Here is a 21429-nt window from a genome sequence, read left to right on the forward strand (position 1 = left end):
GGTCTCGCCCGGCTCGCGCGTGACGTATGCCACTTCGCAGAGCGCTTGTGGTGCCCGGCGGACCGCTCGTTGCCGTGTTTTGCCTGTTCGGGGCCGCCTTCTGGGTGTTCTTCGGCGGGCTTCGGAGGGCGCGGTGTTCGCGACCGTGATCGTTGGTGTCGTTTCTTTGCCTCGGGTGATGAGTGATCGGCCCCGGTTCTCGACATTGTGGTGCTCAGAGCCCAACTGGCTCTCGGTCAGGGCCTGTTGGCCGCACCGCCTCAACGAAGACGATGGGGTACACCATGAGCACGCACGGGATGGACACGTGAGTGACGAGGGCGTCCTGGGTGACGCCCTGCCGCTGGGCACCGGCAGCGAAGTGCCGGTGCGCGCAGCGCTGGACCTGCCGCTGGACTTCGAGGGCTTCTACCTCGGCCACCAGGAGTTCTTCCATGCCTACGCCGAGATCCACCTCGGTGCGCGCAGGGCCGCCGAGGACGTGGTCCACCAGGTGTTCCTGGAAATCCTGGCGAGCTGGGACGAACTCCTTCAGGAGAGCGACCTGGAACAGCTGACCCTGGCCGTCCTGCACCGCCACGTCTACGGCCGGCTCCAGGGGGAGGGGCGCAGCCCCGCCTTCGTCATCAACGGGCCCATCGCCCAGAACCTGCGCGCGGTCCGCAAAGAACTGGAAATCACCGACAGCTCCAACGGCCTGTACGAGGCGATCGCCGAGCTCCCCGTGCGCCAGTTCAACGTGATCGTGCTGCGCCATCTGCTCGGCTACAAGACCTCGCAGATCGCCCGGTTCATGGGCCTGGACGTACGCACCGTCGACTATCACGCCCGCAAGGGCAGGGAGCGGCTTCGCATACGGCTCGGCCTGCCCGCCCCCGAGTCCAAGAGCAGGAAAGGAGCGGTCAAATGACCTCCACCATCGACGCGTTGCTGGCGGAGGCGGCCATACCCGCGGCGGCCGCGCCCGCCTTCGACGTCGGCGCGGCGCTGCACCGCCTCGCTGAGGACGCGGCCCGCACCGGGCCCACGCCGGGTGTGACGCGCGCGGCTCAGGCCGGCCAGCGCCTGGCCGTGGTCGCCCGCTGGTTCCTCAACGGGCCCGGCGCGGCACTCCACGTGGACCGCCTGGCCCAGGATCCACCCGCGTCACCGGTGGAGGAGGACCAGCTCGACGAGAACGGTGCCGCCGTCTTCGCCGGACTGCTCTATCTGACCGGACATCCCGAGAGCGCCCAGTTCTGGTGGCAACTGGCCGCCGGCGCGGGACATCGCGGCGCCGCCTACTGCCTCCATCTGCACCACCTGGCGCTGGGGGAGCAGCGCGAAGCGGCCCACTGGCGCTATCAGCTCCTGCACTCGATGACCGAGACCGATGTGCTGGACGAGGACTTCCTCGGCTGCCTCGAAGCCGTCGCCAGCTATGTGCGACACAACGGTTCCACGGCCAACGGCCCCACCGGCAGCCTCGAAATGGAGGTCGACCGCCTCGCCGGCCAGGGCGCGTCCTGCATCATCGTCCGCCGCCCGGACCGTCAACTGGCCGCGATCCTCAGGGACTTCACCCACCGCTGACCGGCCCCACCACCGGCAGGGGAGCCCTGGTCCGCCCCCCGCTCTCCAGGCCTCCGGGCCGGAAGGGCTCCTCCCGCGACGCCCCCCCCGAAGAGCAAGGACATCTGCCATGACCCCTGGCGCCGTACGCCGCAGCGCCCGCACAGCCTCCGTGACGATCGCCCGGCCCCTGCGCTGGGCCACGACGCGCCGCCGCAGGATCGCCACCGGGTTCCTGCTGCGCGGAATCTGCTACGGCCTGGGAACCAGCATCGTCAGCCTCACCTCGGTGTGGATCCAACGCCACCTGTGAGGGCGGCCCTACCGTCGCGCATGGCGCCTGCGGCGACGGGTACGAACCCCGGCGTACAAGAGAGCGCCGAAGTGGCCGCCGAACGAGGAGTGTCGCAAGTGATTCGAAAGCTGCAGGCGATCGCGTTGGACTGCGCCGATCCGGCACGGCTCGCGGAGTTCTACGCGGGTCTTCTCGGCGGCCAGGTGGTCGCGGACCCCGAGGACTCCGGCTGGTACGAGGTGCACGGCTTCGAGGGGACCCGCCTGGCCTGTCAGCGCGTGGACGGGTACCGGCCCCCGGAATGGCCGGGCCAGCAGGTTCCGCAGCAGCTCCATCTGGACTTCGACGTGGACGACCTGGAAGGCGAGGAGAAGCGGGCGCTCGCCCTGGGCGCGACGGTCCTTGAGCGGACGGACCAGGTCCACCCGGGGACCAACTGGCGCGTCTACGCGGACCCGGCCGGCCACCCCTTCTGCCTCTGCCTGCACTGAGGCACCCGCCAACGCGGCGTCGAACCACCCCTCTTGGGGAGGCCTCACCGCTAGCCGCACATCCTGTACGCTGAAGCGCACAGTGTACCCAATGGTTTACGCTGTGCGCCTGCGTACAGGGCGTTCGCCCTGTGGCCGCGGTGCGGAGACAGGGGAGACCACATGCCCAGCGACGATCAGCAGCGCATCCCGTCGGTGTGGACCCGGCCGCGTACGCGGCGGGAGCAGCCGGCGCTGAGCCGGGAGCAGATCGTCTCCGAGGCCGTACGACTCCTCGACGCCGAGGGCATCGACGCGCTGAGCATGCGCAAGCTCGGCACCCGCCTGGGCGCGGGGGCCACCTCCCTCTACCGGCACGTCGCCAACAAGGACGAGCTCATCGAGCTGGTGGTGGACGAGGTGTACGGGGAGATCGCCGAGCCCGCCACCGCGCGGGCCGCGCGGTGGCGTGACGTCACGACACAGCGCGCAAACGGCGTGCGGGCGATGATCCTCAAGCATCCCTGGATCGCCTCGGTGCTCGGCGAGGTCGGCGTCGCCCACCTCGGTCCGAACCTGATGCGGCTCTCGGACCGCATGATCGCCACGTTCGAGGCGGCCGGGTTCCCGCTGAACGAGTCGGACCACGCGGTACGTACCGTCTTCGCGTACGTCACCGGGATGGCGACCACCGAGGCGGCGTGGCTGACCATGCTGGCGCGCAGCGGGCAGAGCGAGCAGGAGTGGGTGGCGCGCCTGTGGCCCGCCGCCGAACAGGCCGCGCAGGCCTATCCGCGGCTGCGGAAGGGGTACGCCGACCAGCGGGGCAAGGACCCGCGCACCACCCGCGACGAGAACTTCGCGTACGGCCTCGACCGGATCCTGGACGGCCTGGAGGTCAGACTCGGACAGGTGGGCCCGGCCGCCGGATAGCGGGACGCGGGACCATCCGCGCGCGGGGGAGTGGGGGGAATCCATGCCCGTGGCGCACACATCGACGATCTGCCGTCCCGTTCCAGGAGTACGGCATCCCCTCTGCAGTAATGGAGCGCCTTGATGGCCAGGCAGGAACGCGCGTTACGCACGCGCAACGCGTTGGTCGAGTCCGCCGCCGAGTTGTTCGACCGGGACGGTTTCGAGACGGCGTCGCTCGCCACGATCAGTGCCCGCGCCGGTGTGAGCAACGGCGCGCTGCACTTCCACTTCGCCAGCAAGGCGGCCCTGGCCGACGCGGTGCGCGAGGCGGCGGCGGAGCGGCTGACGCGGATCACGGAGGGCGGAGCGCGACACGCGGACTCCGGTGCCCTGCAGATGCTCATCGACACCAGCCACACCTTGGTACGGGGCTTCGGCCAGGACGTGGTGCTGCGGGCGGGGTTCGACCTGGGGGGCCGCGAGTCGGCGGGTGCGGTCACGAACCTCTGTGCCCATTGGCAGACCTGGGTGCAGGCGGCGTTCGCGGCGGCCGACCGGGAGGGGGCGCTGGCCCCCGGCATCTCGGCGCGGGACGCGGCGCTGACGGTGGTTGGAGCCGTGGCCGGCTTCAAGGCGCTGGGCGGCCGGGACCCAGAGTGGCTCTCCCCGGAGACGGTGACGCGTTTTTGGGGGCTGCTACTCCCGCGCGTGGCAACGGAGTTGGCCCTGGACGCCCTGGTGCCTTCGGGCACGGCCGCAGCCGGAGAAGCGCTGCGGTTCTGAGGAGCGGCCCCTTCGGGCGAGATGGAGTGGCTCGGAGTGCGGGGGTGCCGTCGACCGCTTCGTACGGCGAGCCGGGCCGTAAAGGAAACCTTGACGCGGTGACGCCGTAAAGGCACCCTTTACACATGACCGACGACCCGGACCCCGCGATGCCGCTCGGCACACTGGTGGCACGGCTGGCCGAGCAGGCGGCGGCGCTGGCCGGGGCGGTGGGCAGCCCGTTGGAGCCGCCCGCCTACCTCGACCTGGTTCGGCGCGCCCGGGACGTGGACGGCCTCGCGGAGCAGGTGCTGAAGCTGTCCGTGCGGCAGAGCCGCGACGCCGGTCACACCTGGCAGGAGGTCGGGGACCTCCTCGGCGTCACCCGCCAGGCCGCTTTCCAGAGGTTCGGCAAGCCGATCGACCCCCGGACGGGAGCCCCCATGGACAAGACGGTACGCATGGACAACGCGGCGGAACGCGCGCGGGAAATCGTCGAGGCCGTCCTCGGCAACCGCATGGACGAAGCCAGACGGTCCTTCAACGCCCAGGTCCTGGAAGCCTTCACCGATGAGGTGCGCGGCAGCGGGATGGCCACGGTCGCGGGTCTGGTCGGCGCGTTCGAGGGTTTCGCCGATGACGCCCCCTTCGTCCGCCGCGTCGGGGACCACACGGTGGTCGACATTCCGCTGCGCTACGAGGCGGGTGACATGAAGGCCCGGGTGGCCTTCGACACCGACGAGAAGGTCGCGGGCCTGTTCATCCTGGCCCCGGAAACCCCGTAGCACCGCTGTACCGAAGCGAAGAGAGGCCTTCCCCATGTCGGCCGGCCCGCCCCCCAGCGCGTGGATGGCGATCGTCCCCCTGATCGCCCTGCTCCCCGCCGTCCTGTGCATGCTGGACATCTCCCGCCACCCCCGCACCCGCACCCTGAACCCTCAACTCTGGCTCGCCATCTGCGCGTTCGGGAACGTGGTCGGCCTTGTCGCCTACCTCAAGTACGGGCGCGACGAGCGCCGATAGGGCGGACAGGAAAACCTCTTGGCACCGCCCGCCCCGGTGGGTAACGTTCGCTACGCCGTGACACCGGACCAGGAGGTGAGACCCATGAACGCAGTAACCATGTGGGTGCTCCCCCTCTCCGTTACGGTCGGCGACTGACGAAGCTGTCGCCGGGAGCGCCTCGACTCAGGCACTCCCGAAAGGCAACAGCCATGAATACTCTTGACTTCACCACCAGAACGTCGTCGCACGGCATCGTCGAGCGCGAATTCACCCTCGGCGACTTCGACGGCGCCCTCTGGTCGCCGGCCTCCGGCGCCGAACGCGCACCCCTGGTCCTGATGGGCCACGGCGGCGGCAACCACCACAAGTCCCCGGCGATGACCGGCCGCGCGGCACGGCTCGTGGCCATCGGCGGCTTCAACGTCGCCACCATCGACGCCCCGGGCCACGGCCGCCGGCCGCGCACCGAGCACGACGAGCGCGAAATCGCCCTGATGCAGAAGGCGATGGCGGCGGGCGAGCCCGTCGGCCCGATCGTCGTCCCGTACAACCTCCACCTGGCCGAACGCGCCGTGCCCGAGTGGCGGGCGACCCTCGACGCCCTCCAGGCACTGCCCGAGATCGGCGCCGAAGGCCCGGTCGGCTACTACGGCCTGAACATGGGCACCGCCATCGGCATCCCGCTGACGGCGGCCGAACCCCGCATCAGCGCGGCGGTCTTCGGCCTGTTCTGGCCCGACCCGCTGGCCGAGACGGCCAAGCGGATCACCGTGCCGGTCCAGTACGACCTGCAGTGGGACGACGAGCACATCCCGCGCGAGGAGGGCCTCGCCCTGTTCGACGCGTTCGCCTCGAAGGACAAGACCCTGCACGCGAATGCGGGCCGCCACAAGGAACTGCCCCGGTTCGAGGCGGACAGCGCGGCGCACTTCTTCGTACGCCACCTGGGCCCGGCGATCACGGCCTGACCCCGCCCCGCGCCCGGCCGTCGTGCCGGGCGCGGGCTTGGCTGAAGTCGGCTGAAACCGCGGTAAGGCTGTGTTGAAACCGGCTGGGCGCAGTGTGTTCTCCAACGCGGCGGACAGTCGCCGCGGTGAGGCCTACGAGTCGCGGGAGTTCAGTCATCATGCAGAAGTTCGTCACCACCGCTCCGATCGTCGCCGTCCTGGACGTGCCGGCCGGGCGTATTCGGATCGTCGCCGCCGAGCGGGAGTTGACCACCGTCGTCATCGAGCCCGCCGATGCTTCGAAGGGCCGGGATGTGAAGGCCGCGGAGCGGGCCGTGGTCGCCTACGACAATGGTGTGTTGCGGGTCGGGGCGGGGCCGGCGGGGAGTCAGTACTTCGGGGCTTCGGGTTGCCTCGATGTGCGGATCGAGCTGCCGGCGGGGTCGCGTGTCGAGGGGAAGTCGGGTGCGGCCGAGCTTCGCACGGCCGGTCGTCTGGGTGAGGTCGGTTTCGACGGTGGGCAGGGCACGGTCGAGGTGGAGGAGAGCGCGGGTCTGCGGCTGACCGTCCATGCCGCGGACGTCTCGGTGGGCCGTCTGGCCGGGGACAGTGACATCCAGGTCGCCTCGGGCGACATCAACATCGCCGAGGCCCACCACGGAACCCTGACGCTGCGTACCGAGTCGGGGAGGATCACGGTCGGCGCCGCTCATGGTGTCTCCGCCACGCTGGACGCGGGCACCTCCCACGGCCGTATCCACAACGCGCTGACCAACACCGAAGGCGGCGCGGCCGCCCTGAACATCCACGCCACCACCTCCAGCGGCGACATCACCGCCCGCAGCCTGTAAGGAAAATGACGACCCATCAGATCGATCCGGTCGAAGCGGGCCACTCGCCGCGACCGGTGCTGAGCACCCCGTGCCGCTCAGCACCGGTCGCACGGCCCGTTCCGGCCAAGGGGCGCGGGCCCGCGCAAGCTGCTCGCCGCCCCGCCCGCTGGGGGCCGGACGCGACCATGCCGCCCCAGGAACCCGGTTGGCCGTGCGCTGTCGTACTGCGATCATCTGCGGATGCTCATGCTCAGTGACGACCTTGGACAGCTCTCCTACGACGTAGCCGGCGACGGACCGCCCGTCGTGCTCATACACGCCGGTGTGGCCGACCACCACATGTGGGACGCGCTCGTGCCCACGCTCGCCGAACGCCACACCGTGATCCGGTACGACCTGCGCGGATTCGGCGAATCCGCGCCGCCCACCGGCCCGTTCGGCGAGACCGACGACCTCCGCCGTCTCCTCGACCACCTCGGCCATGAACGAGTCCGGCTCGTGGGCGCGTCCTGGGGCGGCCGCGTGGCCGTGGACTTCACGCTGGCCCACCCGGAGCGGGTGCACTCCCTTGCGATGTTCGCCGCCCCCTGGCCGCGCTATTCCTGGTCGGCCGACATGATCGCGTACGACGAGGCGGAGACGGCGGCCCTCGACGCGGGCGATCTGGACGCGGCCGTACGCATCAACCTGGACATGTGGCTGCGCGGGCCCGCGCGCGGCTGGGCAGACGTGGCCGACGGACTGTCCGACCGGCTCAGCGGCCCGCTGCGGACATCGCTCGAGAACCAGGCGCTGGTGGGCCAGTACTCCGAGGGCCCGGGGGCCGGCGACCTCGCCACCGTCTCCGTCCCCACACTGGTCGGCGTCGGCAAGCTCGACGTGCCCGACTTCCAGGACATCGCCCGCCGCTACGCCACCGCGATCCCCGGCGCCGACCTGGTCGAGTTCGCCACGGCAGCCCACCTCATCGCCATGGACGCGCCCTCCGAACTCGGCTCGGTGCTGGTCCCGTTCCTCGCTCGGTAGCGCGGGCGAGTGATGCGGGACGTGCCGAAGGCGACGACGGGACGAGCCCGCCCGCTCACCGGGAACACGTCTCAGGCGGTGGCCGGCCGCTTGTGGGGCCGGACGCGTGCTTCGTAGGTTGACCCCATGGGGATCTTCGACAGGCTGACCGGCACACGGTGTCCACCCGAGGGCGTATCGCCGGTCCCGGCGCAGGAGTTGCGAGCGGCGCTCCTCGGCCTCAACCGGGCCGAGGAGCCGTACGTCGTCCGCTACGGCGGCGGTGAGCGGTGCGATCTGCTGGCGGAGTGGCGGCTGACGGAGCCCGCCTGGCAGCAGACCTTCGTCCGCTCCGAGATCACGCACGCCGTGCGGATCCGCATGCGGCTCGACCCCACGGCGCACGAGCTCCGTGCTCTGGAAGAGCAGTGGGAGCTCAGCCGGGTCGGGACTCCGACGAGGCTTCAGGTGACGTCGCAGTACACCCGAGGGCCGAGCCGGACCGTCAGCCGCCAGTGGACCATCGGGCGTGGGGCGGACGGACGCCTGGAGGCGACGGAGACCTTCCGCTTCGACAGCGCCCGGATGCGAGAGCCCCTGCGCGACCTGGTCCTCCAGCTCGGCTGGACATGGCGGGGCCTGGTCCTCGGCAAGCTGTGAGACAGCACCCCCTCGGCCGCCGGCGCGGGCCCACGCGCGGCGGCACCAGGGGCTGACGCGGGCCCGTAGGCCCCGGGTGTCCGTATCTGTGGGTTGTACGGCCGTACAGCCATGGCGCGGCGATCCGGTGGTTCGCAGACTGGGGGTGTTGCCGGAAGGACCGGCGGAACGAGGAGCGGGTGATGGCGATGACGAACGACTCCTTCGCACCGGCCGGCGTACGGGTGCCGGACTCGAAGCTCGCGCGGGAGACCACCGAGCTCGTGCGGGACAGCACCAGTGAGCTGATCTACCACCACTCACGCCGCGTGTACTTCTTCGGCAGCCTCCAGGGAGTCGACCGGGACCTCAGCTTCGACCCCGAGCTGCTCTACATCGCGGCGATGTTCCACGACCTGGGCCTGGGCGAACCCTTCCACGGCAGTGGGCGACGGTTCGAGGTGGACAGTGCCGATGAAGCCCGCCGCTTCCTTCAGGCACATCGGGTACCGGAGGACAGCATCCGACGGGTGTGGACCGCCATCGCACTGCACACCACCCCGGGCATCCCCGAGTTCATGGAGCCCGAGGTGGCGCTGGTGACCGCCGGCGTGGAGTACGACGTCCTCGGCATCGGCTACCACGACCTGGACGAGGCGGACCGCGCCGAGGTCGTCGCGGCTCACCCGCGTCCCGGCTTCAAGCGACGCATCCTGGACGCCTTCACCGACGGGATCCGGTCCAAGCCCGCGACCACGTTCGGCAACGTCAAAGCCGATGTGCTCGCGCACTACGTGCCCGGATTCGAGCGCGGGGACTTCGTGCGCACCATCCTGGACTCGCCGTGGGCCGAGTAGCCACCCGCGAGCCCGCGAGCAGGACGGTCGTGGTGACCGCCTTCGACGGGGTACAGCTGCTCGACGTCACCGGCCCCGCCGAGGTCTTCACCACGGCCAACGCATACGGCGCCCGGTATGACGTACGCGTCGTCTCGCCGACCGGCACCGACGTACGCACCTCGTCGGGCGTGCGCATCGGCGTCGACGACACGTCGGAGGGTCTGCCCGCGCGGCTCGACACGGTCGTCGTGCCCGGCCGACGCGACTGGCAGCGCGCCGTCGGCGACCAGAGGCTGCTCGACCTCGTCACGGAACTCGCCGGCCGCGCACGGCGGATCACTTCGGTGTGCGCCGGAGCCTTCGTCCTGGCGCAGACGGGCGCGCTCAACGGGCGGCGCGCCACCACGCACTGGCAACTCGCCACGCAGCTGGCGACCGCGTATCCGCGAGTGACGGTCGAGACGGACCCCGTCTTCGTCAAGGACGGCGACGTCATCACCTCCGCCGGTGTCACCGCGGGCATCGACCTCGCGCTGTGCCTGGTCGAGGACGACCACGGTGCCGATGTCGCCCGGGATGTGGCACGTGAACTGGTGGTCTTCATGGCCCGTCCCGGAGGGCAGTCCCAGTTCAGTGCCCGCCTGGCACCTCGTGAAGCGGGGAATCCCGTGGTGCGGCAGGTGATGGACAGCGTCGGAACGGACCCGGCCGCCCCGCACAGCCTGGAGTCCCTGGCGCGTGATGTCGGTGTCAGTGCCCGTCACCTCGGCAGGCTCTTCCGGCGGGAGACCGGGATGACGCCCGGCCGCTATCTGGAATCCGTACGGCTGGAAGCGGCCCAGGTCCTCCTCGAAGCGGGCAACGACTCCGTCGACCAGGTCGCCCACGAGTCCGGCCTCGGCTCATCGGAGACCATGCGCCGTGTCTTCCAGCACGCCCTCGGCATCACCCCGACCGCCTACCGCGCCCGCTTCCGCACCACCGCGCACCAGTGAAGTGGCCGTCTCCTGGGCGGAGTTGGGAACCGTAGCGGGGCTCAGAGGCAGGGCATGCTCATGTAGAGGGCGCGTTCACCCGCTGACGGTGTGCCGTCGTAGAGAGCCATGTCCAGTCCGCAGAGGGTGAAGCCCATACGCCGGTAGGCGCGGATCGCCGGGGCGTTGATGTTGGTGACTTCCAGCCAGATGTGCCCGGCGCCGCGCTCACGTGCGAACCCGGCGGCGTGGTCCACGAGGGCGCGGCCGACGCCCCGGCCCCGGTGCGCCGGAGCGACCTCCAGGTTGGCGATGGTCAGCCGTCGGTTCCACGGGGCGTAGGTGACAGTGGCGAAGGCTGCCGGGCAGCCGTCGGCGCCGACCGCGACGAAGGTCCGGATGTTGGGGTCTTCGTCGCCCGTGAGGCCGTTCTCGGAGTCGGTGTCGTCCGCCGGGAAGACTTTGTGGAGGGGCGGGTCCACCGGAATCTCCCGGAGGGCGAAACCGTCCTCGGTGACGGTCACGTGGAAGACGGTGTCGGTGGTGAAGGACCCGTCGAGTGCCTCGATGGCCTCGGCGTCCTCGGGCCGGGCAGCGCGGAACTCGTAGTCCCCGGTGTCAGCGGTCGTCATGGCTCGACCCTACGACCGGTCCGGCCGGCACGCACCAACTACCCCCGCCGGGTGGCCAGTTACTGGATCACCACGGTCCGAGTGACGAGGCGACGCACCCGAGCAAGCACCCGCACCCTTCCACCCGGGTGCACCGCTCAGCTCGGGGCATACACCGACGGGGCCGTCTTGTGCACCTCCGGACGGGCCGGCCCGGCTTCCCCGCGAGGGCCCTTCGTGCGGCCCCGGGCCAGGTGGGTGTGCTGGGCACGCGCGCTTTCGAGGAGGTCGCGCCAGGAGGTCACGTCGGCCCGCCGGCGTAGCAGGGCGCGCCGTTCGCGCTCCGTCATGCCGCCCCAGACCCCGAACTCGATGCGCTGGTCCAAGGCGTGCGCCAGGCACTCCGTCCGTACCGGGCACCTGGTGCACAGGGCGGTGGCGTCGTGCTGCCGCGATCCCTCGGCGAACAGCGCGTCCGCGTCGCCCTGCCCACACGCCGCTCTCTCACTCCAAGCCAGCACGTCCACCACGCCCTTCCACCTTTCCACCGCCCAGCGACATCGCCCGCGCGTCCCGGCGCGCAGCGCGGAGGCGCGATCGGCGACAGACTTCGGCATATACGTCGTTTCGGGCGGACACCTACCCCCGATCGGTGATCTTGCACGGTCCATGGGGCGGTCCGATATTCCGCCGTGCCGACACAGGTCCTGGGAATCGGCACACAACGGTCCGGGGCGACGCGGGAATTCCCGTATTCGACGTGCGTGTGGGCTCCCCGCCGTTCTGATCGGGCGGGGAGCCCACACGTGATGTATTCGGCGACCGGCGCCTACCAGCGGTACCAGCGGCCACTTCCTCCCTTGGGGCGGGCGACGAAGCCGACCAGCCAGACGACCAGCACGATGATCGCGATCCACCACAGGGCCTTCAGTGCGAAGCCCGCACCGAAGAGGATCAGAGCGAGCAGAAGAACGAGAAGCAGGGGAACCATAGTTATCAACCTCCGAGCCACCGAATGCCCCGCTCGGGCGACTCCACACAGCCGGGACACGACTGTTTATGGAATTCTTAACAGGGCACCGCTATGCCCGCCCGATTGCGTGGATACCCCGTCCCCCGGCGCCCGCGAAACCGTGGTGGGAGCGCATGTTCACGGCGTGACCAGCGGGAAGTTCGGGTCGGGAGCGTCCAGCAGGATGCTGAATCGGGCGAGTGCCATGGCGTCGCCCTCGATGGTCACGGTGCCCGTGGTGATCTGGTCACCGAAGGTGGTCAGCCCGCCGAGGACGGCGTTGAGGACCGTACGTGTCAACCGCAGCGTCGCCTGCGGCTGTTCACCGCGTGGTGCGTCGCCAGGCATGGTGGTGAGGGCCCCGTTGGACAGCAGCAGCGTCCAGGCCTCGCCCGTGTCGGTGAACTCCCAGCGCAGCAACAGCCGTCCGGCCGCGGCGGCACGCGGGCCGTTGATCCGTACGGCCATGGACTGGAAGACCTGCTCGGCGGTCAGCGCGGCCAGGATGTCGGGGGCGCTGCGGGTGGGGGTGCCGATGATGCCGTGGCGGAGTTCCGCCGCGCCCATCAGGTAGAAGTTGCGCCAGGGCCCCGACTCGGAGGCGTGGCCGAGCCGTTCGAAGGTGTCCGCCTGAAGGGCGCGTGCCTCGGCGTTGTCCGGATCGGTGAACAGCACGTGGCCGACCACCTCGGCGACCCAGCGCAGATCGCCGTCCGCGTAGGACTCCTTGGCTTTGGCGAGTACGGCATCGGCCCCGCCCATGAAATCCACGTACCGGCCGGCGGCCTCGACGGGCGGGTGCTGCCAGAGGTGGGCCGGGTTGCCGTCGAACCAGCCCATGTACCGCTGGTAGACCGCCTTGGCGTTGTGGCTGAGCGTTCCGTAGTAGCCCCGGGCGTGCCAGGCGCGGTCCAGCCGCTCGGGGAAGCGCAGCTCCTCGGCGATCTCGGCTCCGGTGCGGCCGGCGTTGATGAGCCGCACGGACTGATCGTGCAGATACGCGTACGCGTCGCGCTGCTCCTCCAGGAACCGCACCGCCCGGTCCTGCCCCCAGGTCGGCCAGTGGTGCGAGGCGAAGACGGTGTCGAAGTCTCCCGCGAACAACCTCAGCGTCTCGGTCAGATAGCGCGCCCAGGCGCTGGGATCGCGGACGAGCGCGCCGCGCAGAGTGAGCACGTTGTGCAGGGTGTGGCACGCGTTCTCGGCGACACACAGCGTCCGCAGGTCGGGGAAGTGGAAGTTCATTTCGGACGGCGCCTCGGTCCCCGGGGTGAGCTGGAAGACCATGCGGACGCCGTCGACCACCTCCTCCTGGCCCGTCCGGGAGATGGCGAGGGTGGGTGCGATCAGTCCGACCGTGCCGAGCGAGGTCGTCTGCCCCAGACCGCAACCGATCTGCCCGGCCGGCCCCTTGGGCAGGGCGGCGCCGTACATGTAGGCGGCGCGGCGGCTCATCGCGGGCCCGGTGAAGACGTTCTCGCTCGCCGCGTGCTCCAGGAAGCCCGCCGGAGCGAGCACCGGCACCGCGCCGGACGCCACGTCGTCCGCGTCCACCACGCCCCGCACACCGCCGAAGTGGTCGACGTGCGAGTGGGTGTAGACAACCGCCGTCACCGGTCGCTCCCCGCGATGTCCGCGGTAGAGCCCGAGCGCGGCAGCGGCGACCTCCTCGCTGATGAGCGGGTCGATGACGATGACGCCGCGCTCGCCCTCGACGAACGTGATGTTCGACAGGTCCAGTCCCCGCACCTGGTAGATGCCGGGGACCACCTCGTACAGGCCCTGTTTCGCGGTCAGCCGGCCCTGGCGCCACAGGGAGGGGTGGGCCGTCGACGGCGCGACCGGCTCTTCGTCCAGGAAGGCGTAGGCGTCGTTGTCCCACACGAGCCGCCCTTCCGCGTCCCGCACGACACAGGGGTCCAGCCGCCCGAGGAAGCCGCGGTCGGCGTCGGCGAAGTCCTGGTCGTCGTCCCAGTCGAGGTGCTCGGTGCTGTGCGCGGTCATGGTGCTCACATTTCCTTCGGTACGGGGGAGGGGCCGTGTTCGTGGCGGCCGGGTGGAGCCGGGCTCAACTGCCGCTGGTGGAAGGGCGGACCGGCGAGGGACACGGTCAGCAGGAGAGCGGCCGCGGTGATCGCGTCGGCCCCTGGCAGGCCGATCCGGAGCAACAGCCGTTCACCGCACAGCGCGGCGGCGACCAGAGCCACCTTCAGCGCGACGAGGCGCCGCAGCGGCACTCGGGGCGACCGCACGGTGTCGGCCCGCCGCTCGCGCCGACGGCGTACGAGGTGGACGAGCGGCGGGACCACCAGGACCACCACGAGCACGCGCAGCGCGTGCTCCCACGCGGGCAGATCCGCGCCACGCAGCCACATGCCCGACATCACAAGGCCGGCGGCCAGATACCCGAGACGGACGGCGCGGCACGCCGGTTCGGGCCGCGCCGTCCGAGGCGTCCTGCGAGGCCCACCGGGTGACTCGGTGCTCGGCATGCGCGACTCCTCACGGGACGGCCGGGATGTGGGCCACCGTAAAGTGTCAGTCCTGACTTTTTCTAGTGGTGATGGGGGCTGGAGCTGGAAGAGATGTCGCGACCGCCACCGTTGACGCCGGTGAGGCGTCGGCTGCCGGGTTTCCGGGCGCGCGTGCCAGAATCGCCCGACGTGAGCACGATGAAGCCTTCGGGGGCGGAGACGGAGAACGGGACCGATACCGGGTCAGGTGTGCGGCCGGGCCTGCGCGAGCGGAAGAAGGCGGCCACCCGGGTCGCCCTCCAGCGAGCCGCTCTGCGCATGTTCGAGGAGAACGGCTACGAGAAGACGACCGTCCGGGACATCGCCGCCGCCGCGGACGTCACCGAGCGCACCTTCTTCCGCTACTTCCCCTCCAAGGAAGACCTCGTCTTCAGCGAGATCATCGACCTGTTGGACCCGCTGCGCGACGAGATCCTCGCCCGCCCGCCCGACGAGCCTCCGCTGACCGCCGTACTGAACGCCCTGCTCGTCCTGGGCGAAAAACGTCCCGGAACCGGCTTCGCCCTCCTCTTCAGCGGACCGCCCGCCCGCTTCGCGCCGCGCGCCTCCCGGCCCGCGCTCGCCGTGCTGTTCGACTTCGAGAACGGCGTCGCCACGGCGCTGGCGGAACGCCTGGGGGAGCCCCCCAGGACCCCGGACGGCCCCCGCGTCTCCCTGCGGGCTTCGGTCCTCGCCCGCACCGCGGTGGCGGCCGTCCGCAGCGCGGTGATCGCGCACACCGATCTGGGCCACGCCCAGCCGGCCCCCGCGGTCATCCGCGCCCTGCTCCGGGAAGCGTTCGAGGTGCTGGGGGTCTGAACTGCCCAACCGGGCAAGGGAATTCACGAGAAAGGCCCGGAGCGCGAACGCTCCGGGCCTTGTCTCGCAGTAGCGGGGACAGGATTTGAACCTGCGACCTCTGGGTTATGAGCCCAGCGAGCTACCGAGCTGCTCCACCCCGCGTCGGTGAACCCAGCTTACGTCACGCATTCCGTGCCTTCGACCAACAGGTCGCACCGCGCTCAAGTCCCCACGCGGAGATGGTCAGGGAAACGGGTGGGGATGGGGGTTGATCTCCTCCGGGTGGAGTGGGCGGGGGGCGTGGCCGAGGCGGTGGGGCGCGGTCAGTACGCGGTCGAGGCCGGTGACGCGGCGAAGGTGATGGCCGAAGGTCATCGGAAGCAGCCCCGGGACGATGGTCTTGACGCAGGAGAGGCCGGACGCTGCGTGCACCGGGGTGGTCTGGTCCACGACGATCGCTTCCAGGCCGGTCGCGGCGAAGCGGCCCACCAACTCGTCCAGATCCGTGCGCAGATCGGGATGGCGTGGCCAGGCGTAGCGGGCGCTGAGCTCGCTCAGGCTGCGGCGTTCCAGCGGCTCCCGGCCGCCCGGGGCGAGCAGGAAGTCGAGGCGGCGGGCGGCGATCGGGTCGCAGTAGAGCAGGGCGTGGTCGTCCATCAGGCGGACCTGCTCGGGGTCGTCGCGCATACGGGCCGCGTCTTGCGCACGCTGCGGGTAGATCAGCTGGTACGCCTCGATGGCGGTGACCAGTTCGTGCAGTGCGCCGAACACGCCCCGTTCGGGGTCGAGCCCCGAGCCGCCCGCGCACAGCACGCTGGGGCGGGGAGGCGCGGCGCCGGGAGCGGAGTGCGGCCGTACGTCCACGGCGGCGGCCCAGAAACAGGGGATGCCCTCGGCGCCGGTCACGTCGAAGACCTCGACGCGGTAGCCGGTGCGCTCGCGGACGCGGTCGGCGAGCAGCCCGATCCGCCGGTCGCGCGCGCTGTGCGGGTCGAGCGCCGGCGCGGGGAGCCGGGCGTACCAGGTGAGCAGGAAGGCGTCGCGTTCGGCGAGTTCGAGCAGGCCGTACAGCGCCGCCTCCTCGATGCAACCGCCTAGCGCGCAGCCGTTGGAGATCTCCGAGACGAAGGGCCGGGCGGACTGCGGCTCGTGCCGGCCAAGGCGGTAGTAGGCCAGGCTCTCGGGGACCAGGACCGGGTGCTCGCGGGTCAGGGAGTAGCCCCACACCCACGGCATGACGAGGTCGGGGTGATAGGGCTGGAAGGGGAAGCCGCGCTCCTCGTAGCGGTGGGGTTCGTGGCCGCCGGTGGTCGCCGGATCCAGTACGCCGCCGGGGTGGCGGGCGGCGAGTTCGCGATGGCTGCCGCGTACCACCGTGCGGCGACCTCCCGGGCGCCCTCCGCCCAGCCGCTCCAGCGCCTCGGCGAGCGCGGTGACCCTGGCGCTGCGGAAGTCCAGCGCACGGCCGTAACCACCGTCGACGGACTCGGGCGGCCCGACCTTGGCCTCGGCGAAGGGCAGCGTGTGCAGTCCGCGCGAGCGCAGCCCCTTGAGCACGCCGGTCTCGTCGTCGGCATAGCGGGCTTCCAGCACTTCGCGCTCCGCCCGCAGGTCCCGGACGCGGAGGGCCGCAGGGTCCGGCTTGGGCCGGGGGACGCGGGGGATCGTGGCACGGACGGGGGAGTCGTCGGGCAGGCCGCCGCAGTCGGGGCAGTGCGGGTCGGGCAGGAAGCGGTGCCGGGTGATCTCGAGGTCGGCAAGGCGGATCATGGTGACCTCGTGCTCGGCGGCTGTGGTGGTGAGCCGGCTCAGGGCGAGGGCCGCTGCGAGGTCGGCGGCGACCGGGGTGAGCAGCGGGGAGACGGCGCTGGTGAGGCGGCTGCCGTAGGTGGCGCGCAGGGCCGCTTCCTCTGCCGCGTCGCCACGGGCTCCGGCTCGGCGCGCGGCGAGACAGCGGTGGCAGCCCGGTTCGCCGGGGCGGACCAGCGGTCCGATGACGACGCGGTCCAGCTCGGCGACCACTGGAAGGAACGGGTTCCGCTCAACTACCAGTGCCTGTACGTACGCTGACGCCGCGTCAGATGTATCGGCCGCGAGCAGCGCGACCCTACTCCGGTGTCGAGGCATGGCGTCCGACCGGCGCACGAGGGCCTGGCCGAGCACGCCGCCGTCGTGGTGCACCCGGATGTCAGGCGGCAGGAGGTCATCAGTCATCGAAGCGCACCGCTCTCAGCAGGTGGGGCAGTATCCCGGTGGCGGCCGGATCGTGATCGAGCGGCACGATGAGCCGGCCGCGCGCGGGCCCGCGCTGGTCGCGGAGCGCCGCCGCCACCGCCTCGTCGAAGGTGGCGCCCGAGCCGAGCCCCCTTGGCGCCTGCGGGCCCCGAGCGCGTACGGCCGCCACCGGGACCAGGTGGGCGGTGCCGTGCTCGGGAGACCAGGCCCACAGCGAGGGGCCGTCCGGCGCGGCGACGAACCGCCGGGGGTCGAGGGCCAGTAGCGCGTAGAACACCAGAGCGCGTTGCGCGGTGCGCAGGCGCGCGCTGGTGAAGTCGGTCCCGGTGGCGTGGAGTTGGTGCTCCGCCCGACCGGTGTCCGGGTCGCGGACCACGGCCCGGGAGGCATGCCGTGGGAACTGCGGCAGCGCCCCTTCGTCCAGTTCCGCGAGCAGGCCGGCGCGCCGGTCGATGCGGCCGGCTGCGCGCCGGGAGAACTCCTCGGGGCTGACGGGCGACCCCTCGCGCAGGGAGGCGATCTTGGCCAGGAACCCCGCTTCGGACTCCGGCACCACCGGCAGTGCGGCCGGGTGGGGCCGGTAGCGGTGGCGGGTCGTGGTGAGGGCCGCCGCGTCCAGCCGGATGAGTGGTTCCGGCTCCTGCGGCGCGGCCGTGGGCGGGCTCAGGAAGGTCCGCTGGAAATGATGGGCGAGCAGGGTGGCCGCCAACTCGGTTACGTGAAAGGGGTGTTGGGGTGAGCGCGGCATCGCTCGCGTCCCCTGTACGCGTAGCCAGGCGCCGAGCCAGCCGCCGGCGGTGCGGTTCGGCCCGGGGGTGAGCGCCGGGCCCAGCCACCAGGATTCCGTATCACGCACGGCGGCGGCGAACCACAGGCCGTGTGTGCGGCAGTCCTCGTCGAGTTGGGCGACGGACCGGGGGTCGTCGCCCCCCGCGAGCAGCAGCAGTGCGTCGTGGCCGCCGGCCGCCACCGCGGCTCGGGCCGCCGCGTGACCGGCCACCGGCGTGACGGCCGTCAGGCCGGTCAGCCGCAATGCGTTCGCCAGGGCGCCGGTCGCGGCCGGAGCGCCGAGGGCCAGCGCCCTCAGCCGTGGGTAGGAAGCGGTGCGCGGGTCGGCTGCCGCTCGGTCCTCCAACAGGCCGTGCTCGTCCATGAGTTGGAGGACCCGCAGCACCATGGAGCCACGGGCCTCGTCGAGGCCGTCGACCAGCTGGCCCACGCTACGAGTGCCGTCCAGGAACGGTGTGAGGCGGTCCAGCCAACCGGCGATGCCGGGGGCGGCGATCAGGTCGGTGCCGTGGCTGGAGCGCACGTACACGGTGCCGCTGCCGCTCGGGGTCAGGAAGACGTCGGGGCGAAGCAGGGGTGCGTAGTCGGAGGTGATCAAGGTTTCCTCGGCCGGGGAGCGGGCGGTGCGGTCGGGGTGCCGGGGCGGGTCACGGCGGGCCCGGAACGCCGAGCAGATGGCAGGTGGGTGTGCCGTTGCCGCGTTCCTGGCCGAGCAGGACCGCGAGCAGCGTGGTGCGGTCGGGATGCGTGTCCAGTACGGCGTCGGCGGCCGGGGTGTCGACATCGCAGCGGAGCCCGGCGCCGAGCCCGGCACGTGCCGCCGCCAGGCCGATCCGCTGACCGATGACGCCCGCCCGCAGGTTGAGCATCCGGTACCAACGGTCGCCGTGCCCCGGGTAGCCGGACTCGTAGTCGCCGGTCACGAGCACGGCGCAGGCGGCCTCGAAACCGGCGAGTTCTCCCGGCCCGTTGGGTGGAAACAGGCCACGAGGGGTGATGCCACCGGCGACCCGAACCAGCTCACCCGTGCGTGCGTCGCGCCGGTGGCAGCCGGGTTCAAGTCCGGTGACGCGGTGGGCGACCACGTACAGGGCACAGTCGGCGGGGGCGGCATGGTCCAGGGGGATCGGGCGGGCAGCCTCCTCCAGGACAGCGAGAAGGGTGGCCGACGGAAGGGGGACCGGTTCGAAGCCGGACCGTGCCGTACGGCGGCGAAGGAGCGGGACGTCGGGATCGATCGCCCCGGGCGTCCGTGCGGTGACGACCGTGTGGACGCGCTCCGTTGCGAAGTCGAGGCCGAGCAGGTGGCCCAGTTCCTCGTCCGCGAAGAGAGCGTGCGCCGTCGGCGCGGCGTTGGCCGACTCCAGCAAGGTGAGCGCCTGCCCGGTCAGGACGCCGGTGTCGAGTGCCTGAAGGCGGTGGCCGAAGGGCCCGTAGCGGGCCAGATTCGCGTCCAGCCGAGTCGTGATCAGCAGAGCCGATTCCGGGGGATCGTGCGGTGGCCCATCCAGCGCGCGGGCGATGTCGGCCCGGTGATCGACGGGGGAGAGGAGTTCGAGGGCGTGGGCCGAAGGCAGGTAGTGGCAGAGGCCGTCGGCGGTGGCCACGTACACCTCTCCCGGGTAGGCGCCGCCGCCGGACGGAACGGGCCGGCCGACGGTCACGCCCGCGCCGGTCCAGTCGACCCGGGTGACGCCGTTGAGCAGAGCGAGGAGAGCGCCGAGGCGTTCCATGGCGGCGGCCGGACCGCGGTCGCCCGGCGGCGATGGGAGGACTGGGGGGAACGGCAGCGGGAGGAGCGGCGTGCCCGGATGGCGTTTCGGCGCGGCGCTGCCCGCCGCCGGGTCGATGGCGGGCAGCACCGAGCCGTACCGCGCGTGATAGCGCCGCGCGGCCGCCCCTCCGGTCTCGGCGTGCGGAGGGTAGGCATCGTGCGGGGGAGCCGGCGAGGTGCTCCTCATCCGCGCGTCCGCGCGGGTGCCGTGGCGACCTCCGGGGCATCGGGGCCGCCCGCGGCGGTGGCAAGGACCAGTTCGAGCGCGCTGACCCCGTAGACCTCCTCCACCGCGTTGGCGGCGAGGTGGCAGAGCAGATAGCGGGTCAGACCGGGCAGGCCCAGACGGGAGAGATGGAGGTACGTGTAGTTGAGCATCAGGCGGTAGCGCAGGAACCTCGGGTCCCGGTACATCATTTCCTTGTACGTGGCGCTGCCGCTGATCGCCCGGTGCAACGGGCTGGAGGTGACCAGTTCGCCGATGCCGTTCTCCTCGTCGGTCGGAATCGCCGCCTCGGGGATCTCGCCGGCTTCGTACAGGGCGGTCCAGCGGCCGCCCAGCGGGTCGATCGTGGCCACCCAGCGATGAAGTGCCGCGGCCCGGTCCGGCGCGGATGCCTTGTCGGAGCCGGAGCCGGAGCCGGAGCCGGAGCCGGAGTGAGAGCCGGAGTGAGAGCCCGCCCCGGTCTCAGGTGCAGCGGAATCGAAGCTCGCGACCACGGCGCGCACCTGCGCGGTGAGCACCGCGCGGTTGGCCGCGTACCGCTCCTCGAAGGCGTCCCGCACCTGCGGGCCCACCGTGCTCAAGTAGCCCTCGGCATGCGAGCGGAAGGAGACGAACCCGCGACGGATCGACGGGTCCTGGGGGTGTCGGCAGAGCGTGTGCGCGGTGGCGAGCATCAGGCGCAGGGCCACCGTTTCGCGCGGGAGTCCCAGGGCGACGGACTCCAGGTGCTCGAACAGCAGGCCGTTGGTCTGCTCGTAGAAGAGGGCCAGTTCGTCGGCGCCGACCGGGCAGCCCAGCACATCGACCCGGCGGTCGTGCTCCTCCCAGGTGATCGAGTTGTCCGCATAGAACGGAGTCAGCGGCCCTGGTTCGCGCTCGGCGGCCGCGAGGCGCCGGTGCAACGGCAGGAGGGCGGCCTCGTCGAGGGGTGCCGAGGTGGACGGGTGTGTCCTGAGATGGCCTCCGATCAGTTCGGAGACGGCGGGCAGCACCACCTCGTCGAAGACGGCGGGAGTGGCCCGGACGATCAGGCGCAGATGCGGGCCGCGCCGCCAGTGCCGCAGCACGTAGGCCGATTCGACGCGGCCGGTGCAGCGCTCGATCACCGGACGTACGGCGTGCAGGATCAGCTGGTCGGTGTCAGCACCGAAGTACGCGATGTGGGCCGCACGCCACTGCGGCTCTTCCGCCTGGGGGATGGCTGTCACGGGATTCGCTCCTCGACGGGTCTGT

At 71.4% G+C, this 21429-nt stretch carries 24 protein-coding genes and 1 tRNA gene; 15 read left to right on the forward strand and 10 right to left on the reverse strand.

Going from position 1 to position 21429, the window contains the following annotated elements; all coding sequences use genetic code 11:
* Positions 1-307: 307 nt before the first annotated feature.
* From ACFYZA_RS14910 to ACFYZA_RS14975, 14 genes are all read left to right on the forward strand, one after another.
* The gene (locus ACFYZA_RS14910; RefSeq protein WP_382584774.1) at positions 308-910 is read left to right on the forward strand and encodes a sigma-70 family RNA polymerase sigma factor; all 603 of its coding nucleotides are present in this window, start codon (positions 308-310) and stop codon (positions 908-910) included.
* Entirely contained in the window at positions 907-1572 is a 666-nt protein-coding gene (locus ACFYZA_RS14915; RefSeq protein ID WP_388490549.1) for a hypothetical protein, read from the forward strand. Before ACFYZA_RS14910 ends, ACFYZA_RS14915 begins: the two co-directional genes overlap by 4 nt.
* Positions 1573-1681: 109 nt before the next feature.
* Positions 1682-1864 carry a hypothetical protein gene (locus ACFYZA_RS14920; RefSeq protein ID WP_388490552.1) on the forward strand — a complete coding sequence of 61 codons (183 nt, stop codon included), beginning with the start codon at positions 1682-1684 and terminating at the stop codon, positions 1862-1864.
* 98 nt (positions 1865-1962) lie between these two features.
* A complete protein-coding gene (locus ACFYZA_RS14925; RefSeq protein ID WP_382584782.1) occupies positions 1963-2337 on the forward strand; it encodes a VOC family protein in 375 nt (124 codons plus the stop codon).
* 162 nt (positions 2338-2499) lie between these two features.
* Complete coding sequence (locus tag ACFYZA_RS14930) at positions 2500-3249, forward strand: TetR/AcrR family transcriptional regulator (RefSeq protein WP_382584785.1); 750 nt, start codon at positions 2500-2502, stop codon at positions 3247-3249.
* Between the two features lie 123 nt (positions 3250-3372).
* Positions 3373-4014 (forward strand): ScbR family autoregulator-binding transcription factor, encoded by a 642-nt coding sequence (locus ACFYZA_RS14935; RefSeq protein WP_388490554.1) that lies wholly within the window; start codon positions 3373-3375, stop codon positions 4012-4014.
* Positions 4015-4139: 125 nt separating this feature from the next.
* Positions 4140-4778 (forward strand): DUF3887 domain-containing protein, encoded by a 639-nt coding sequence (locus ACFYZA_RS14940; protein ID WP_382584792.1) that lies wholly within the window; start codon positions 4140-4142, stop codon positions 4776-4778.
* Positions 4779-4842: 64 nt separating this feature from the next.
* Complete coding sequence (locus ACFYZA_RS14945) at positions 4843-5016, forward strand: hypothetical protein (RefSeq protein WP_388490556.1); 174 nt, start codon at positions 4843-4845, stop codon at positions 5014-5016.
* A gap of 191 nt (positions 5017-5207) precedes the next feature.
* On the forward strand, positions 5208-5966 hold the full coding sequence (locus ACFYZA_RS14950; RefSeq protein WP_388490559.1) for an alpha/beta hydrolase: 759 nt from the start codon (positions 5208-5210) through the stop codon (positions 5964-5966).
* Between the two features lie 158 nt (positions 5967-6124).
* On the forward strand, positions 6125-6796 hold the full coding sequence (locus tag ACFYZA_RS14955; protein WP_388490562.1) for a DUF4097 family beta strand repeat-containing protein: 672 nt from the start codon (positions 6125-6127) through the stop codon (positions 6794-6796).
* A gap of 222 nt (positions 6797-7018) precedes the next feature.
* On the forward strand, positions 7019-7804 hold the full coding sequence (locus ACFYZA_RS14960) for an alpha/beta fold hydrolase (RefSeq protein ID WP_388490564.1): 786 nt from the start codon (positions 7019-7021) through the stop codon (positions 7802-7804).
* A gap of 126 nt (positions 7805-7930) precedes the next feature.
* Positions 7931-8443, forward strand: a complete 513-nt coding sequence (locus tag ACFYZA_RS14965) for a hypothetical protein (protein WP_388490567.1) — start codon at positions 7931-7933, stop codon at positions 8441-8443.
* Positions 8444-8631: 188 nt separating this feature from the next.
* Positions 8632-9279, forward strand: a complete 648-nt coding sequence (locus ACFYZA_RS14970; RefSeq protein ID WP_388491009.1) for an HD domain-containing protein — start codon at positions 8632-8634, stop codon at positions 9277-9279.
* Positions 9267-10256 carry a GlxA family transcriptional regulator gene (locus ACFYZA_RS14975; RefSeq protein ID WP_388490568.1) on the forward strand — a complete coding sequence of 330 codons (990 nt, stop codon included), beginning with the start codon at positions 9267-9269 and terminating at the stop codon, positions 10254-10256. The genes ACFYZA_RS14970 and ACFYZA_RS14975 overlap by 13 nt, the downstream gene beginning before the upstream one ends.
* A gap of 41 nt (positions 10257-10297) precedes the next feature.
* On the opposite strand, the gene ACFYZA_RS14980 is transcribed toward ACFYZA_RS14975, so the two are convergent.
* The 5 genes from ACFYZA_RS14980 to ACFYZA_RS15000 all read right to left on the reverse strand — a co-directional run bounded on the left by ACFYZA_RS14980 (position 10298) and on the right by ACFYZA_RS15000 (position 14350).
* Entirely contained in the window at positions 10298-10867 is a 570-nt protein-coding gene (locus ACFYZA_RS14980) for a GNAT family N-acetyltransferase (protein ID WP_388490570.1), read from the reverse strand.
* Positions 10868-11004: 137 nt separating this feature from the next.
* Positions 11005-11373, reverse strand: coding sequence for a WhiB family transcriptional regulator (locus ACFYZA_RS14985; protein ID WP_388490573.1), 369 nt, complete (start codon positions 11371-11373; stop codon positions 11005-11007).
* A 302-nt stretch (positions 11374-11675) separates the two neighbouring features.
* Positions 11676-11837: a hydrophobic protein gene (locus ACFYZA_RS14990; RefSeq protein ID WP_100575597.1), complete on the reverse strand. Its 162-nt coding sequence runs from the start codon at positions 11835-11837 to the stop codon at positions 11676-11678.
* A gap of 159 nt (positions 11838-11996) precedes the next feature.
* Entirely contained in the window at positions 11997-13862 is a 1866-nt protein-coding gene (locus ACFYZA_RS14995; protein WP_388490575.1) for an alkyl/aryl-sulfatase, read from the reverse strand.
* A 5-nt stretch (positions 13863-13867) separates the two neighbouring features.
* Positions 13868-14350 carry a hypothetical protein gene (locus tag ACFYZA_RS15000; protein WP_388490576.1) on the reverse strand — a complete coding sequence of 161 codons (483 nt, stop codon included), beginning with the start codon at positions 14348-14350 and terminating at the stop codon, positions 13868-13870.
* Between the two features lie 180 nt (positions 14351-14530).
* Here ACFYZA_RS15000 and ACFYZA_RS15005 point away from each other — a divergent pair, with 180 nt between their 5' ends.
* Positions 14531-15190 carry a TetR/AcrR family transcriptional regulator gene (locus ACFYZA_RS15005; RefSeq protein ID WP_388491012.1) on the forward strand — a complete coding sequence of 220 codons (660 nt, stop codon included), beginning with the start codon at positions 14531-14533 and terminating at the stop codon, positions 15188-15190.
* Between the two features lie 70 nt (positions 15191-15260).
* On the opposite strand, the gene ACFYZA_RS15010 is transcribed toward ACFYZA_RS15005, so the two are convergent.
* The 5 genes from ACFYZA_RS15010 to ACFYZA_RS15030 form a co-directional block, all read right to left on the reverse strand.
* Positions 15261-15334: transfer RNA gene (locus tag ACFYZA_RS15010), tRNA-Met, on the reverse strand.
* A gap of 81 nt (positions 15335-15415) precedes the next feature.
* A complete protein-coding gene (locus ACFYZA_RS15015) occupies positions 15416-17386 on the reverse strand; it encodes a TOMM precursor leader peptide-binding protein (RefSeq protein ID WP_388490578.1) in 1971 nt (656 codons plus the stop codon).
* Complete coding sequence (locus ACFYZA_RS15020) at positions 17379-18794, reverse strand: hypothetical protein (protein ID WP_388490581.1); 1416 nt, start codon at positions 18792-18794, stop codon at positions 17379-17381. Before ACFYZA_RS15020 ends, ACFYZA_RS15015 begins: the two co-directional genes overlap by 8 nt.
* A 49-nt stretch (positions 18795-18843) precedes the next feature.
* A complete protein-coding gene (locus tag ACFYZA_RS15025; protein WP_388490582.1) occupies positions 18844-20157 on the reverse strand; it encodes a hypothetical protein in 1314 nt (437 codons plus the stop codon).
* On the reverse strand, positions 20154-21404 hold the full coding sequence (locus tag ACFYZA_RS15030) for a lantibiotic dehydratase C-terminal domain-containing protein (RefSeq protein ID WP_388490585.1): 1251 nt from the start codon (positions 21402-21404) through the stop codon (positions 20154-20156). The genes ACFYZA_RS15025 and ACFYZA_RS15030 overlap by 4 nt, the downstream gene beginning before the upstream one ends.
* Positions 21405-21429 lie beyond the last annotated feature (25 nt).

It is taken from the genome of Streptomyces sp. NPDC001828, assembly GCF_042892175.1.
GTDB lineage: Bacteria > Actinomycetota > Actinomycetes > Streptomycetales > Streptomycetaceae > Streptomyces.

Excerpts from the sequence above, each read along its gene's own strand:
- ACFYZA_RS15025 (WP_388490582.1), bottom strand. The coding sequence starts at position 20,157 with ATGAGGAGCACCTCGCCGGCTCCCCCGCACGATGCCTACCCTCCGCAC.
- ACFYZA_RS15000 (WP_388490576.1), bottom strand. The coding sequence starts at position 14,350 with ATGCCGAGCACCGAGTCACCCGGTGGGCCTCGCAGGACGCCTCGGACG.
- ACFYZA_RS14945 (WP_388490556.1), top strand. The coding sequence starts at position 4,843 with ATGGCGATCGTCCCCCTGATCGCCCTGCTCCCCGCCGTCCTGTGCATG.
- ACFYZA_RS15005 (WP_388491012.1), top strand. The coding sequence starts at position 14,531 with ATGAAGCCTTCGGGGGCGGAGACGGAGAACGGGACCGATACCGGGTCA.
- ACFYZA_RS14915 (WP_388490549.1), top strand. The coding sequence starts at position 907 with ATGACCTCCACCATCGACGCGTTGCTGGCGGAGGCGGCCATACCCGCG.
- ACFYZA_RS15015 (WP_388490578.1), bottom strand. The coding sequence starts at position 17,386 with ATGACTGATGACCTCCTGCCGCCTGACATCCGGGTGCACCACGACGGC.
- ACFYZA_RS14950 (WP_388490559.1), top strand. The coding sequence starts at position 5,208 with ATGAATACTCTTGACTTCACCACCAGAACGTCGTCGCACGGCATCGTC.
- ACFYZA_RS14930 (WP_382584785.1), top strand. The coding sequence starts at position 2,500 with ATGCCCAGCGACGATCAGCAGCGCATCCCGTCGGTGTGGACCCGGCCG.
- ACFYZA_RS14960 (WP_388490564.1), top strand. The coding sequence starts at position 7,019 with ATGCTCATGCTCAGTGACGACCTTGGACAGCTCTCCTACGACGTAGCC.
- ACFYZA_RS14935 (WP_388490554.1), top strand. The coding sequence starts at position 3,373 with ATGGCCAGGCAGGAACGCGCGTTACGCACGCGCAACGCGTTGGTCGAG.
- ACFYZA_RS14970 (WP_388491009.1), top strand. The coding sequence starts at position 8,632 with ATGACGAACGACTCCTTCGCACCGGCCGGCGTACGGGTGCCGGACTCG.
- ACFYZA_RS14920 (WP_388490552.1), top strand. The coding sequence starts at position 1,682 with ATGACCCCTGGCGCCGTACGCCGCAGCGCCCGCACAGCCTCCGTGACG.
- ACFYZA_RS14955 (WP_388490562.1), top strand. The coding sequence starts at position 6,125 with ATGCAGAAGTTCGTCACCACCGCTCCGATCGTCGCCGTCCTGGACGTG.
- ACFYZA_RS14940 (WP_382584792.1), top strand. The coding sequence starts at position 4,140 with ATGACCGACGACCCGGACCCCGCGATGCCGCTCGGCACACTGGTGGCA.
- ACFYZA_RS14995 (WP_388490575.1), bottom strand. The coding sequence starts at position 13,862 with ATGACCGCGCACAGCACCGAGCACCTCGACTGGGACGACGACCAGGAC.
- ACFYZA_RS14980 (WP_388490570.1), bottom strand. The coding sequence starts at position 10,867 with ATGACGACCGCTGACACCGGGGACTACGAGTTCCGCGCTGCCCGGCCC.
- ACFYZA_RS14990 (WP_100575597.1), bottom strand. The coding sequence starts at position 11,837 with ATGGTTCCCCTGCTTCTCGTTCTTCTGCTCGCTCTGATCCTCTTCGGT.
- ACFYZA_RS14965 (WP_388490567.1), top strand. The coding sequence starts at position 7,931 with ATGGGGATCTTCGACAGGCTGACCGGCACACGGTGTCCACCCGAGGGC.